The organism is Aeromonas popoffii (assembly GCF_037818705.1).
Taxonomy (GTDB): domain Bacteria; phylum Pseudomonadota; class Gammaproteobacteria; order Enterobacterales; family Aeromonadaceae; genus Aeromonas; species Aeromonas popoffii.
In genome coordinates this window covers 2,819,015-2,833,185 of sequence record NZ_CP149129.1, presented here as the reverse complement: position 1 = coordinate 2,833,185, position 14,171 = coordinate 2,819,015, and the positions used below count along the sequence as shown (strand labels likewise).

The window sequence follows — 14,171 nt, the reverse complement described above, 5'->3', positions numbered from 1 at the left end:
ATATTGAATAACAGGAACGATACCAGGGTTAAAGCGTCAATTGGGCTGAAACCTTTGCCCTGACTGGCATCCAATAAAAAGAGGGAGGCATTATGCCTCCCTCACTCTTTGGCCCTTATACCTCGCGGATTGGGGCTCAAACTATCTTAAGGAATGTGCGGACAAGTCATATGGCACAAATGCGCCACATTATAACTAATTGATATTAAATGGATAAAATTTTAATTTTTTGTTCACGAGGTACTTATTCGCACCTCCCAATTACTCTGGTCCGTTTAATGATGCTGTATAGTAATCTCCGATTTAGGGGGCTGACGGTGTAATAAAATAACGCTCCTGCATTTTGGAAATCCGCTACATCCCCAAAACTGATTGCCCTTGTTTTCACCCCGAGTAGCGGTTCGCAATACCATATGGCTGCCGCATTTTGGACAGGTGGGGGTGTGATCGCCGAGTGTCTGGCTTATCTCCACCGGGTCATATGCAGCCAAGTTCACGGGGACAGTTTTGGCTGCCATTGGTTTGCTATGTGGAGTGGTATGGCGCGCCTTTAGTTGTGCAACATGCTGTTTATGGATCTGCCAGTTGGCGGCCAGTCGTTCTTGCTGGATGGTTTCGACAATGTGGGAGACTTGGGCAGGGGTCAGTACGGGAGTGGTCTTTCTTTTTATATGGCTGACCAGACCACGCCGCATGACGTTGTCTGGCATGGGGGTCTTGAAGGTGCAGTCGCCAATAAAATAGACGATCGAGTGCAGCTGGTGATCTGCCAGTCCCAGCAGGGATTTGAGAGTCATCACATGCAGATAGTTTTGATGCAGCGGGTTCTGAAAACCGTGCCGGCGTCGAAAGAGTTGCTGGGTCCAGCGCTTGTGTCTTGGATCTCCGAAGATCCACCCCTTCATGTTTTTGGTCTCTATCACAAATACCCCAAAGCGGGAGACGATAACGTGATCGATCTGGGTGGTGCCCTGCTCGAGCGGCAGAGTGACATTTTTCAGCAGCTGATATTCCTGCTTGTCGAGAAAGAGCCGGATGCTGACGTTGATCAGCCACTCTCCGATCATGCCCTTGAACCAGGGGCTTTTGGCGATGGTTACCAGCAACAGTAGCGGGAGCAGATACCAGAGTTGAGCCAAAACAACGGCTATTAGAGCGGTAAAGTCCATTTCATTTCTCCTTGCTCCCCGAAACCAGTCCCTGACAGCGGAGGCTTTTTAATTGGCCTTGGCCAGCGCTGGGGCGACCGGGTCAGCGTCATACGGAAAATAGGGTGTCGAAGTGAACTACTTTAGCGAGTTGACTGAGGTGAATGTGTGACCGCTTCCACCAACTGAGTGGTTCATCACTATTTTTCTGCGCCAGTGCCACAGAAAAAGGCGGGGTGATCGGCGAAGGGAGGAGCAGGAAGGGGGTGGCTTAGAAACCCATTGTCAGCCCGACGCCGTAGCAGCTGGTGTTGTGGCTGAACATACCGCGGGCCAGCAACCGGGTGCGGGTCACGTTGATGTGGTACTTGCTGCTGTAGCGCTCGATCCAGAGCCCCAGTGATTTTTTCGTCGCGCCGAGCCGATTATCTCCGCTGCATTAATTTTTTGTTCACTTGACCGGGTGTATAACGAAAGCCTTTCAAGGAGGAAAAAGAGATGGCGACAGGGTGTGTCAGCCGCAGCGGGGGCCATCAGGTTCCCCAGGATGGATGCTCACTGGCGTTGATGGGAGTCACCAGATGCAGGATATACTGCTTGCCATATGGCAACAGGACTTTGACCAATTGATCCAGATGCAGGCGGTGGGCCTGCTCGTCACCTGTCTGGTGGTGATCCTCTTTCTCGAATCAAGCTTCGTCTTTTTGCCCCTGCCTGGTGACAGTCTGGTGCTGCTGGCCGGTGGTCTGGTGGGCATGGGGGTGCTTGGCCCCGAAGTCACACTGATTTACTTGCCCCTTGCCGCCGGGCTTGGCAGCCTGATCGCCTATTTGCAGGGCCATGCGCTGCACGGCACCTCCTTCATGGGCAATGTGGAGCGTATGATCCCCGCTGGCAGTCTGCCACGAGCCTCGCGTCTGCTGCAGAACTACGGTTTCTGGGCTCTGTTCTCCTCCCGCTTCGTGCCCTTTGTCAGGGTGCTGACGCCCATGCTGATGGGGGTTTCGCGCCTGCATCTGCCGCGGGTGATGATGGCAAGCTTTGCCAGCGCCTTCCTCTGGGCCCTGCTGCTGAGTCTGGTGGGCAAGTTCGTGATGGCGGCCCCCGTGTTTGAGCAGTATCACGAGCTGATAACCAAGGGTCTGCTGGTGACTTCCCTTGGCCTGTTCGTCATCGCCATGGCGGCCATTGCCATCCGGCTGTTCAAGCGCCCGACCAACCGTATCCGCTGATCGGCTGCGGGTGGCCAAGGTCACCCGCGTGTTTTTTGTGAATGTTCACCTGGCCAAGGTGCGGTGCCGAGCGGACCGCCAGGGTCGCCTAGCCCCGTTCAAGCAGGTACCTGGCAGGAGGATAAAAACTCAGGTCATTTGAGGCAGAATTTGTGATGTCTATCTGTTACACTTCGCGCCCGCCATTTTCCGGCTCACTTTCTGACTTGATGTCGGACGCAGCCACCGGTGGTATCAACCTCCGCCTCGCCTACGCCGAGCCGCAAGCCAAACACAGCCCAGCTGGAACACAGGAACCCAATTTATGAGATTTGAATCGTTCGATTTTGCCCCCGAGATTTTGCGTGCTGTCTCAGATTGCGGTTATCAGGAGATGACCCCTGTGCAGCGCCAGGCGATCCCGACCATACGTCGCGGTCTCGATGTGCTGGCCAGCGCCCAGACGGGTACCGGCAAGACTGCCGCCTTCGCCCTGCCGATACTGCAGCGCCTGGTGGATAAGCCGACCGAGCTGCAACCGTCCAACGCCCGTGTGCTGATCCTGACCCCGACCCGCGAGCTGGCGGCCCAGGTGGCGGGCAACATCAATGATTTTGCCAAGTACCTGGATGTCACCGTGCTGACGCTCGTTGGTGGCGGCAAGCAGGATGTGCAGGCCAAGAAGCTGAAAGCGGGTGCTCACATCATAGTGGCGACCCCGGGTCGTTTGCTGGAGCACCTGACTGCCTGCAACCTCAGCCTCTCTGGCGTCGAGTGTCTGGTGCTGGATGAAGCGGATCGCATTCTCGACATGGGCTTTAGCGCCGATGTGCAGCAGATCCTGCAAGCGGTCAACAAGGACCGCCAAAACCTGCTCTTCTCCGCCACGTTTTCCGACGGGGTGAAGAAGCTGGCCAACGTCATGTTGGACAAGCCGCAGATCATCAGCGTCAACAAGCAGAACTCCACCGCTGACACTGTCACCCACACCGTCTATCCGGTGGAGCAGAAGCGCAAGCGCGAGCTGCTCTCCGAGCTCATCGGCAAGCAGAACTGGCCGCAGGTGCTGGTGTTTGCCAGTACCCGTGAAAGCTGCGACGAGCTGGTGGCCGAGCTGAACCTGGATGGCATCAAGTCCGCCGTGGTGCATGGCGACAAGGCCCAGGGCAGCCGTCGCCGCGCCTTGCGTGAATTCACGGAAGGCAAGGTGCGGGTGCTGGTCGCCACTGAAGTGGCCGCCCGTGGTCTGGATATCCCGGATCTGCAGTACGTGGTCAACTATGATCTGCCGTTCCTGGCCGAAGACTATGTGCACCGCATCGGTCGTACCGGCCGCGCCGGCAAGAGCGGTATGGCCATCTCCTTCGTCAGCCGCGAAGAAGAGCGCACCCTGCTCGAGATCGAGGCGCTGATCGGCCAGAAGATCCGCCGCGTCATGGTGCCGGGCTACCAGGTGGGCAACCGTGACGAGCTGATCAAGCAGTTGCAGGAGCGTCGTCGCTTCGGCAAGCGCCCCCAGCGCGATGACAATGCCGCCGCCCAGGCCATGGCCGAAGCCAAGCTGCAGGGCCAGCGCCTCAAGCGTCTGGCGGCAATGAAGAAGCCGCGCCAGCCGAAATAAGCGCGCCCAACCCCGCCCGGGCCTTCCCCTTGTCAGGGCAGGCCGGACGGGGCGATTTTGTCTATAAAGGCGCCACTGGCGCCTTTATGCTGTTGATGACCCGGCCTCTGGCCCGCCCGTCTCTCTGAGGACTCGTGATGACACCTCCCAACTACAATCAGGCCTTGCTCGACATGGCCACCCAGAGCCTTGCCGAGCTGGCGCGTACCGCCGAGCAGAAGGCGGGCAAGCGCACCCCGGCTCAGGAGAGCCATTTTCTCTGCACCTGGATGGCGGACTCCCTCAAGGAGAAGCGCTTCTCCCGGTTGGTGATGGAGGATCTGAAAGGCTGGATCCAGCAGGGCCGCACCCTGGGGGCTGGCGCCGATCTCAAGGGCTTGCTGGAGCGTATCGCCTTCCAGTACGCCCGTGCGCAGGCGGACTCCCAACAGCTCGGCACCAAGCTGGCCACCATGCTGGCCGAGCTGGAAAGCGCGGGTTGGTTAGTGTTTACCGACAGCGAGGTGAGCGCCAAGCTGCGCCTGCAGGGGCAGGGCCAATCCAGCCTGGTGATCTCCAGCCGCGAATATGGCGAGCACCTGGTCCAGGGGGAGTTGATCAAGCCGCTGACCCTCTATGCGCGCTGTGATGAAACCCAGCTGGCCGAGGCAGCCTTTCGCCACGGCCTGCTGCTGAGCCAAGGCAACAAGAAGACCACGCTGGTCAAGCACCACAAGGCGTATTGTCTGGTGCCGGCCAACCTGCAGCCCGCGCTGGCGCTGCTGGCCGAGGCGAAAGCCTGACGGCGAGCTCCTTCCCCGGTTGTTCCCAACCCCCGGCCAGATGCTGACCAACACGGGTGACTAGCCCATCCGCCGGCTCAAGTGGCTACTGTCCATGCTGGGGCCGGGCCAGCAGAGTCAGGCGGATGTGGGTCTGACTCAGGTCTGCGATCTGTCGCGCCCTGGCCTTTATCACCTCGGTATCACACCCAGTCCTTGACCCTGAGGGTTGCGCCGCGTTGCCCGGCCAGCAGCTGCGCCCTGGGCGGGCTTGTCACGCCTTGCCGCTGCTCGCATCCAGCAGCCCCACAGCGCGGGCCGCCACCGCCAGATAACGAGGCGAGGTTTCCCGTTCCCGCCAGCAGCAGTGCACCAGCTTGATCACATGATCGTCCAGGCTAGCCAGTGCCCGCGGCAACACCCTCTCCCAATCCAGCCCAGTGGTGTCTGGCCAGCGTTGAGATCGTAACGTGGGCGCCCCGACCGTGAGATAAGCGGCCGCCACCGCCTGCCACATCAGGGTTTGCCACGGCGCTTGCCACTCGCCGGGCAACTGCTGCCCGACCAAGATGGCTGCCCGGCTGCCGGTCACCATGTGCAGCACGGTGAAATTGCCGGTCTGCCAATAGAGCTTCAGGGCGATCTCGGCCAGCTGGGCCAATACCGCCGACGACTCGACGAGTGAGCGTGGCAGTGTGCCCGGCCAGCGTGGCGCCTCTGCCACCTGCTGCAATCGTTCTGTGATCCACTCTCCCTGCCAGCTCGCGCCCTCCCACTGTTCAGATACCCCGGCCAGCAGGCTGGCGACATCCCGGCTGGGCGCGGCCTCTCCGGCGGGCAGTATCAGGGAGCTGCACTGCCAGGCGGCTAGCGCCGAGGCCTGCTCACCCACATGGCCATTTTCAAGGGCGCAGGCGAAGCGGATAAGGGGATGAAAGGCCCCTCCCGCAGGGGAAAGCCGGCGTGCCAGCAGGGTTTCAAAGGTGGGCTGCCAGCCTTGGGTGGCAAGCCGCGTTGCCAGTTGCTGACGCAGCCTGACGAAGCTGATTTCATCCTCCCCCTGACCTATTTCCCCGCTCGGCAGCGCATGGGTTGCCTGCCAATGATCGAAGAAGTGTTGCAGCTGGCGGGTGCTGGCTCCCATCTCGTGCAGGGCATGCAGCGCCATCGGGCTGTGGTTGGTGGTACCCCGGCCATTGAGGGCAAAAGCACGGTTGGCGTCGAGCAGGCGATGAAGATAGTGCATAATCCATTTGACTCCTTTCGTTGAGGGAGAGAGGATTGTGCAAGTTAAAGCTAACTTGAGGTCAAGGATGGATGCGGATCGCAAGTGGTTAGCCATAGGCCAGATAGCCAGGCGCTCCGGCGTCAACGCCAGTGCCTTGCGTTTTTACGAGCAGAAGGGGCTGCTTCGCAGCGTGCGCAGCGATGGGGGTCAACGTCTCTATCCGCAGGATGCGTTGCGCCGGATCGCCTTTATTCGGGTGGCGCAGGGGATGGGGTTGAGCCTTGGCGACATTGCTGATGCCCTCGCCGGTTTACCCGATGGTCGCACACCGGATCGCCGCGACTGGGAGCAAATCGCCAGCCAGTGGCAAGGGCTGCTCGATCAGCGTATCGAGGCCCTGCAGCAGCTCAAGGGCAAGCTCACCTCCTGCATCGGCTGCGGTTGCCTGTCGCTCGAGCACTGCGCCCTTTATAACCCGGATGATCAGGCAGCAAGACAGGGTGCCGGTCCCCGCTATCTGCTGGGGGAGACGCCGCCGTCCGACGCGTGATCAGAAACATGATGAACATGAGTGTCGACCCAACCATGCCATGCACAGGGCCGACTCGTTTAACCGTGAAGGAGGATACATGGCACTGGAACAGCTTAAACGGGAGCTGGAGCAGTTTGGCGCATACAACGACAGCCAGCAGCAGACCCGTGGCAGCAAGATGCTCAATATCACCCGCGATACCGGCGAATTGCTGGCGGTGCTGGTACAGACCAGAGGGGCCGACGCCGTGCTGGAGATAGGCACCTCCAATGGTTACTCCACCCTCTGGCTGGCCGAGGCGGTACGGAGGCTCGATGGCCGGGTCACGACCATCGAGCTGGATGAGGGCAAGCGTGCGCTGGCCTGCACCAACTTCCAGCGTGCCGGCCTGAGCCCCTGGATCACCCAGCTGGCGGGCGAGGCGGGGGCCCTGCTGGCCGAGCTGCCGACGGAAGGTTATCAGCTTGTCTTCCTGGATTCAGATCGTCAGCACTATCGGGCCTGGTGGCCGCAGATCCGGCGCCTGCTGGCCCCTCGTGGCCTGCTGGTGGTGGACAACGCCATCTCCCATCGGGACGGGATGGGCGAGTGGATGAGTGAGGTGCAGCGCGATCCGGCCTTCCAGAGCACCTTGGTGCCGGTAGGCAAGGGGGAGTGGCTGGTGGTGCGTTTGTAGGGAGAGTGAGCATGGAATTCAAGACCATGGAACCAAAAGCTGTGGTAGAGGCCTATTGGCAGGCCATGCAGAGCAACGATTTTGCCAAGGCGGCCAGGTGGCTGTGCGAGGATTATGTCTGTGACTGGCCGCAGTCGGGCGAGCGGATCGCGGGGCGCTGCAACTTCATCGAGATCAACCGCCGCTATCCGGCGGCGGGTCCCTGGGATTTTGAGGTGGTCCGCCTGCTGGAGCAGGGGCGGGAGGTGGTGACCGAGGTGTTGATCACCGATGGCCTGGTACAGGCTCGTGCCATCACCTTTCACTCTGTGTGCGGGGACGCCATCCTGCACCAGACCGAATTCTGGCCTGATCTCCACGAGGCTCCCCACTGGCGTCGTCCCTGGGTGACCCCGATCCCCCGGGAGTCGCAACTCGCCTGATCCCGACCCCCAGGGTGAGCCATGCCACCCTGGGGGGAATGAGTATGTTGTGTTGTTACCTTCCATTTATTCCCGTTATCCATTATTTCGCTGCATATCCCCACATTTCATTGTTTGGCAATGGAATGGTCCGCGTTATGTGTTGTCCATGCCGATAGTCAGCCGGATTAGTCTTTGATTTTGCAGTGAATGATAATAATCAGCACGCTACGGATTCAGGTTTGGGAAAAACAATTGCATGGCGCCAATGTGTTTTATTTGGCAAGCATGCTGGGTGTTTATCAACATAACGAAGTGGATCATGAAAAAAATACGCGCCCTAAAAAACAGCCCCGCATCTGCGGGGCTGTTTGCTTGGGGAGGGTATTGGACGCGGCTCAAACGGCAGATTAAACGGACAAGTAGTCCATGATCCCTTCGGCGGCCTTGCGGCCCTCGTAGATGGCGGTCACCACCAGATCCGAGCCGCGCACCGCATCGCCACCGGCGAACACCTTGGGGTTACTGGTCTGGAAGGCATAGTCCGCCTGCTCACGGGCCTTGATCCTATCCCGGCTGTCGAGCTCGATGTCGTATTCCGCCATCCAGGGCTGCGGGTTGGGCTGGAAGCCAAACGCCATCACCACCGCATCGGCCGCCAGCACCTGCTCGGAACCCGCGATCACCACAGGATTGCGGCGGCCGTTGGCATCGGGAGCACTGAGCGCTGTGCTCACCACCTTGATGCCGCAGGTGCGGCCATGGGCATCGAGTTCGACGCCGACCGGCTGCAGATTGAACATGAATTCCACCCCTTCCTCCTGGGCGTTCTTCACTTCCCGCTTGGAGCCGGGCATGTTCTCGGCGTCGCGACGGTAGGCGCAGATCACCTTGTCGGCACCCTGGCGGATGGCGGTACGGACGCAGTCCATGGCGGTATCGCCACCGCCGAGCACCACCACCTGCTTGCCGGCGAAGTCGATGTAATCGGCCTGCGCCTTCTCAAAGCCCAACAGCCGGTTGGCGTTGGAGATGAGGTAGGGCAGGGCGTCATACACCCCTGGGGCCGTCTCGTTGTCGAAACCGCCCTTCATGTATTTGTAGGTGCCGACCCCGAGGAAGATGGCGTCGAACTCACCGAGCAAGTCGGCGAAGGTGACATCCTTGCCCACCTCGGTTTCGAGGCGAAACTCGATCCCCATCCCCTCGAAGATCTCGCGCCGACGCTGCATCACCTCTTTTTCCAGCTTGAAGGAGGGGATGCCGAAGGTGAGCAGGCCGCCGATCTCGGGGTACTTGTCAAACACCACGGCGCTGACACCGCTGCGCGCCAGCACGTCGGCGCAGGCGAGCCCGGCCGGGCCAGCACCTATGACGGCGACCCGTTTGTCGGTTTTCACCACATTGGAGAGATCCGGGCGCCAGCCCATCTCGAACGCCTTGTCGGTGATGTATTTCTCGATGTTGCCTATGGTGACGGCGCCGAAGCGATCGTTGAGGGTGCAGGCCCCTTCGCACAGTCTGTCTTGCGGGCAGACCCGGCCGCACACTTCCGGCAGGCTGTTGGTCTGGTGAGAAAGCTCCACCGCCTCCAGGATGCGCCCCTCGTTGGCCAGTTTCAGCCAGTTGGGGATGTAGTTATGCACCGGGCACTTCCACTCGCAATAGGGGTTGCCGCAGTCGAGGCAGCGATCCGCCTGCATGCCGACCTGGGCCTGGTTGAAGGGCTCGTAGATCTCCACAAACTGGATCTTGCGGATCTTGAGCGGCTTCTTGGGCGGGTCAACCCGCTGGACATCGATAAACTGGAATACGTTCTGGCTCATAGGGTTCCCTCCTTATTGCGCCTGGATTCTGAGTTCTGCACTGGAACGGCTGGTGTGGCCAAGCAGGGATTTGACGTCGCTGGACTTGGGTTTGATCAGCCTGAACTTGGGCACATAGGCGTCGAAATGGGCCAGGATCTCCTCGGCGCGCGAGCTGCCGGTCTCATTGAGGTGCGCTGTGATGATGCCGCGCAGGTGCTCCTGGTGGATGGCGAGGTCTGCCACGTCCAGCAGTTCCACCAGTTCGGGGTTGGTGCGCTTGGCGAAATTGCCGCACTCGTCCAGCACGTAGGCAAAACCGCCGGTCATGCCCGCCGCGAAGTTGACGCCGGTGGCGCCGAGTATGGTGACGATACCGCCGGTCATATATTCACAGCCGTTGTCGCCAATCCCCTCGACCACCGCCAGGGCGCCGGAGTTACGCACCGCGAAGCGTTCACCCGCCGTGCCTGCCGCGTAGAGCTTGCCGCCGGTGGCGCCATAGAGGCAGGTGTTACCTATGATGGCCGCCTCGTGGGACTTGAACGCCACGCCGACGTGGGGTTTGACTACCAGCTTGCCGCCTGTCATGCCCTTGCCCACGTAGTCGTTGGCGTCACCTGTGAGTATCATCTCGAGGCCACCCGCGTTCCAGACACCGAAGCTCTGGCCTGCGGTGCCGTTGAAGTGAATCCGTACCGGATCGGCCGCCATGCCCTGGTTGCCGTGGCGTTTCACGATCTCGCCGGATAGGCGGGCGCCCACGGAGCGATCCGTGTTGCGGATGTCATAGCGGAATTCGCCGCCAGACTTGTGCTCGACCGCCGCCAGCAGGTCTTCCACCATCTTGAGGTTGAGCGGACCCTTGTCGAAGGTGGGGTTGTGCTGCTGGCTGAACAGGCTGGAACCTGCCGGTGCCACCGGGCTCGCCAGTATGCCGGAGAGATCCAGCTTGGCCTGACGGGCGGTGAGCCCTGGCAGGGCCTGCAGCAAATCGGTGCGACCGATGAGATCCGTCAGCTGGGTCACACCCAGCTGGGCCATCAGCTCGCGCGTCTCTTGTGCGATGAACTGGAAGTAGTTCATCACCATCTCCGGCAGGCCGGTAAAGTGCTCGCGGCGCAGCTTCTCATCCTGGGTGGCGACGCCGGTGGCGCAGTTGTTCAGGTGGCAGATGCGCAGGTATTTGCAACCGAGCGCCACCATGGGGCCTGTGCCGAAGCCGAAGCTCTCGGCGCCGAGGATGGCCGCCTTGATGATGTCCAGACCGGTTTTGAGACCGCCATCCACCTGCAACCGTACCTTGTGGCGCAAGCCGTTGGCCACCAGGGCCTGCTGGGTTTCGGCCAGGCCCAGCTCCCAGGGGGAACCGGCATATTTGACCGAACTCAGCGGGCTGGCGCCGGTGCCGCCGTCATAACCCGAGACGGTGATGAAGTCGGCATAGGCTTTGGCCACACCGCAGGCGATGGTGCCGACGCCGGGCTCGGAGACCAGCTTGACCGACACCAGGCAGTCCGGGTTGATCTGCTTGATGTCGAAGATGAGCTGGGCCAAGTCTTCGATGGAGTAGATGTCATGGTGCGGCGGCGGCGAGATCAGGGTGACACCGGGCACGGAATAACGCAGCTTGGCGATCTGGGCCGTGACCTTGTCACCGGGCAGCTGACCCCCTTCGCCGGGTTTGGCGCCCTGGGCCACCTTGATCTGTACCACGTCCGCGTTCATCAGGTAGTGGGGGGTGACGCCGAAGCGCCCCGAGGCCACCTGCTTGATGCGGGAGTTTTTCTCGGTGCCAAAGCGCTTGGGATCTTCGCCACCCTCGCCCGAGTTGCTCTTGCCGCCGAGCCGGTTCATGGCGACCGCCAGTGCCTCGTGGGCCTCAGGCCCCAGGGCGCCGATGGACATGGCGGCGGAGTCGAAGCGGGGGAACAGTTCGGTCGCAGGCTCCACTTGATCCAGCGCGACCGGGTTGTCGACCGTCTTCAGAGCGAGCAGATCGCGCAGGGTGGAGACAGGGCGCTCGTTCACGAGCCGCGCATACTCCTTGTAATCGGCATAGTCGCCGGAGCGCACCGCGGTTTGCAGGGTTTGTACCACGTCCGGGTTGTAGGTGTGGTACTCGCCGCCGTGGACAAACTTGAGCAGGCCGCCCTGGGTGAGGGCCTTGCGTTGCAACCAGGCCAGGCGAGCCAGGTTGAGCTGATCCTGCTGTATGTCGGCAAAATCGGCGCCCTGGATACGGCTGGAGACGCCCCGGAAGCACATGGCGACCACTGCGCTGGAGAGGCCAACGGCTTCAAACAGCTGGGAGCAGCGGTAGCTGGCAATCGTGCTGATGCCCATCTTGGACATCACCTTGTAGAGGCCCTTGTTGATGCCGTTGCGGTAGTTGAGCATGGCCTGGCGCAGGCTCATCTTGAGTACGCCTTCCTCGACCTGTTTGGCCAGCGTCTCGTAGGCGAGGTAGGGGTAGATGGCGGTCGCGCCAAAGCCCAGCAATACCGAGAAGTGGTGCGGATCGCGACAGCTGGCGGTTTCCACCAGAATGTTGGCGTCGCAGCGCAGGTTGTGGTCTACCAGGGTGCGCTGTACCGCGCCCACCGCCATGGCGGCAGGAATGGGCAGGGTATTGGCACTGACGTCCCGATCCGACAGGATCAGCAGAACAGTACCGCCACGCGCCTTGTCGGCGGCGTCGTTGCACAGTCGCTCCAGCGCCCCTTGCAGCCCCTCTTCGGGCTGGTAGTTGAGGCTCAGCACCGCATGACGATAGTGCTCCCCTTCCAGCGCCAGCAGCTGATGGAAGTCGGAATAGAGCAGGATCGGTGACTGGAACAGCACCCTGTGGGCGTGGCCGAAGGTCTCGTTGAAGACGTTCTGTTCGCGACCGATACAGGTGGCCAGCGACATGACGTGGTTTTCCCGCAGGGGATCGATGGGCGGGTTGGTCACCTGGGCGAACATCTGGCGGAAGTAGTCATACAGGGTGCGCTGGCTGGAGGAGAGCACTGCCATCGGGGTGTCATCCCCCATGGAACCCACCGCCTCCTGGCCGTTCTCGCCCAGTACGCGGATGATCTGATCCAGCTCTTCGTAGGAGTAGCCGAACAGCTTCTGATAGGTCTTGAGCTGATCGTCCGAGAGCTCGCGGGCACCTGTGCTGGCATCATCCATCTGTTCGAACGGCACCAGCCGTTTGCAATGCTTATCCATCCAATGCTTGTAGGTGTGACGGCTCTTGAGATCGTCATCGATCTCGAAGCTGGTCCACACCTTGCCGTTGCGGGTATCCACCACGAACAGCTCGCCCGGGCCGACCCGGCCCTTCTCCAGCACCTCGTCCGGGGTGTAATCCCAGGTGCCGACTTCGGAGGCCAGGGTGATGAACTTGTCCTTGGTGATGACATAGCGTGCCGGACGCAGGCCGTTGCGGTCCAGCGCGCAGGTGGCATAGCGGCCATCTGTCATGACGATGCCAGCCGGGCCATCCCAGGGTTCCATGTGCATGGAGTTGAAGTCATAGAAGGCGCGTAGATCGTCATCCATGTTCGGGTGTTTTTGCCATGCAGGCGGGATCAGCAGGCGCATGGCGCGGAACAGGTCCATGCCACCGGCCAGAAACAGATCCAGCATGTTGTCGAGGCTGGACGAGTCGGAGCCCGTGGTGTTGACGAAGGGGGCGGCTTCTTGCAGATCCGGAATGAGCGGGGTGGCGAACTTGTAGCTGCGCGCCTTGGCCCACTGGCGATTGCCAGCGATGGTGTTGATCTCGCCGTTGTGGGCCAGGTAGCGGAATGGCTGCGCCAACGGCCAGCGCGGGCTGGTGTTGGTGGAGAAACGCTGGTGGAACACGCAGATGGCGGCCTGCATGCGAATGTCGGCGAGATCCAGATAGAAGCGCGGCAAGTCCACCGGCATGCACAGTCCTTTGTAGACTGTGACCAGGTTGGAGAGGCTGACCACGTAGAAGTAGTCGTCGCTGATGCGCTTCTCGATGCGGCGACGCACTATATAGAGGCGGCGCTCGAGATCCTTGTCGACCCAGCCGGGTGGTGCGTTGACAAAGACCTGTTCAATGCTGGGCAGGGAGGCTTTGGCGATGGGACCGAGCACATTGGTATCGATGGGCACTTTGCGCCAACCCACCAGACTCAAGGTCTCTCTTTCCAGCTCCTCGTCGATGATGTCGCGGGTCTGCTGGGCCAACAGGGGGTCCGGATTCAGGAACAGCATGCCGACGGCATAGTTGCGGCCCAGGTGCCATCCTCTCTCTTCGGCGATCGCGCGATAGAAGCTGTCCGGTTTTTGTAGCAACAGACCGCAGCCATCGCCGGTCTTGCCGTCGGCGGAGATGCCACCGCGGTGCTGCATGCGAGCCAATGCTGACATCGCGAGACGGATAAGCTTGTGGCTGGCTTCACCTTCCATGTGGGCCAACAGGCCGAAGCCACAGTTATCCCTCTCCAGCTTTGGATCATATAGTGACATTGCATTTCTCCCTTGCTCGGCCTTGCATCGCAAACTGCATAAATTGCGATTGGCTCTTGTGGTTCCGTCCGCCTGACGTGGCGAATCTCCAAACTAATGGGATTTTTCGGCAAGGTCAATTGGACATCCCGGCTGTTTTCAATATTACAAACTCATAACAAAATGTCGGGGTGCGGGTGTATATGGGGCTTGAATTGGCTATTGCTCTGGCTGTTTTTGTTTTTGCGGGATTTAATACTGATATCTTGGGGTTTGTTGGTTGACTCAGTGGGGACGGGGATTTGTAGTAATTTTACC

Annotated in this window: 10 protein-coding genes; 6 read left to right on the top strand and 4 right to left on the bottom strand. The window is 60.5% G+C overall.

The window, feature by feature from the left end; translation table 11 throughout:
* Positions 1 to 275: 275 nt before the first annotated feature.
* Positions 276 to 1,169, bottom strand: coding sequence for an NERD domain-containing protein (locus tag WJM78_RS12870; protein WP_339009730.1), 894 nt, complete (start codon positions 1,167 to 1,169; stop codon positions 276 to 278).
* A gap of 560 nt (positions 1,170 to 1,729) precedes the next feature.
* Between WJM78_RS12870 and WJM78_RS12865 the strand changes: the two genes are divergently transcribed.
* From WJM78_RS12865 to WJM78_RS12855, 3 genes are all read left to right on the top strand, one after another.
* The gene (locus WJM78_RS12865) at positions 1,730 to 2,380 is read left to right on the top strand and encodes a DedA family protein (RefSeq protein ID WP_339009729.1); all 651 of its coding nucleotides are present in this window, start codon (positions 1,730 to 1,732) and stop codon (positions 2,378 to 2,380) included.
* 304 nt (positions 2,381 to 2,684) lie between these two features.
* The gene (locus WJM78_RS12860) at positions 2,685 to 3,980 is read left to right on the top strand and encodes a DEAD/DEAH box helicase (RefSeq protein WP_275931020.1); all 1,296 of its coding nucleotides are present in this window, start codon (positions 2,685 to 2,687) and stop codon (positions 3,978 to 3,980) included.
* A 137-nt stretch (positions 3,981 to 4,117) separates the two neighbouring features.
* Positions 4,118 to 4,762 (top strand): DUF2913 family protein, encoded by a 645-nt coding sequence (locus WJM78_RS12855; RefSeq protein WP_287146245.1) that lies wholly within the window; start codon positions 4,118 to 4,120, stop codon positions 4,760 to 4,762.
* A 253-nt stretch (positions 4,763 to 5,015) separates the two neighbouring features.
* Here the strand turns inward: WJM78_RS12855 and WJM78_RS12850 are convergent, their stop codons facing one another.
* A complete protein-coding gene (locus WJM78_RS12850; RefSeq protein WP_339009724.1) occupies positions 5,016 to 5,987 on the bottom strand; it encodes a questin oxidase family protein in 972 nt (323 codons plus the stop codon).
* 67 nt (positions 5,988 to 6,054) lie between these two features.
* On the opposite strand from WJM78_RS12850, the gene soxR reads away from it, so the two are divergent.
* The 3 genes from soxR to WJM78_RS12835 all read left to right on the top strand — a co-directional run bounded on the left by soxR (position 6,055) and on the right by WJM78_RS12835 (position 7,599).
* Positions 6,055 to 6,519, top strand: coding sequence for a redox-sensitive transcriptional activator SoxR (soxR, locus tag WJM78_RS12845; RefSeq protein ID WP_042035556.1), 465 nt, complete (start codon positions 6,055 to 6,057; stop codon positions 6,517 to 6,519).
* Between the two features lie 79 nt (positions 6,520 to 6,598).
* The gene (locus WJM78_RS12840) at positions 6,599 to 7,177 is read left to right on the top strand and encodes an O-methyltransferase (RefSeq protein ID WP_339009723.1); all 579 of its coding nucleotides are present in this window, start codon (positions 6,599 to 6,601) and stop codon (positions 7,175 to 7,177) included.
* An 11-nt stretch (positions 7,178 to 7,188) separates the two neighbouring features.
* On the top strand, positions 7,189 to 7,599 hold the full coding sequence (locus WJM78_RS12835) for a nuclear transport factor 2 family protein (RefSeq protein WP_042035559.1): 411 nt from the start codon (positions 7,189 to 7,191) through the stop codon (positions 7,597 to 7,599).
* Between the two features lie 389 nt (positions 7,600 to 7,988).
* On the opposite strand, the gene WJM78_RS12830 is transcribed toward WJM78_RS12835, so the two are convergent.
* Positions 7,989 to 9,404, bottom strand: coding sequence for an FAD-dependent oxidoreductase (locus tag WJM78_RS12830; RefSeq protein ID WP_212513824.1), 1,416 nt, complete (start codon positions 9,402 to 9,404; stop codon positions 7,989 to 7,991).
* Between the two features lie 12 nt (positions 9,405 to 9,416).
* A complete protein-coding gene (gltB, locus tag WJM78_RS12825; protein ID WP_339009722.1) occupies positions 9,417 to 13,874 on the bottom strand; it encodes a glutamate synthase large subunit in 4,458 nt (1,485 codons plus the stop codon).
* Between the last annotated feature and the right edge of the window lie 297 nt (positions 13,875 to 14,171).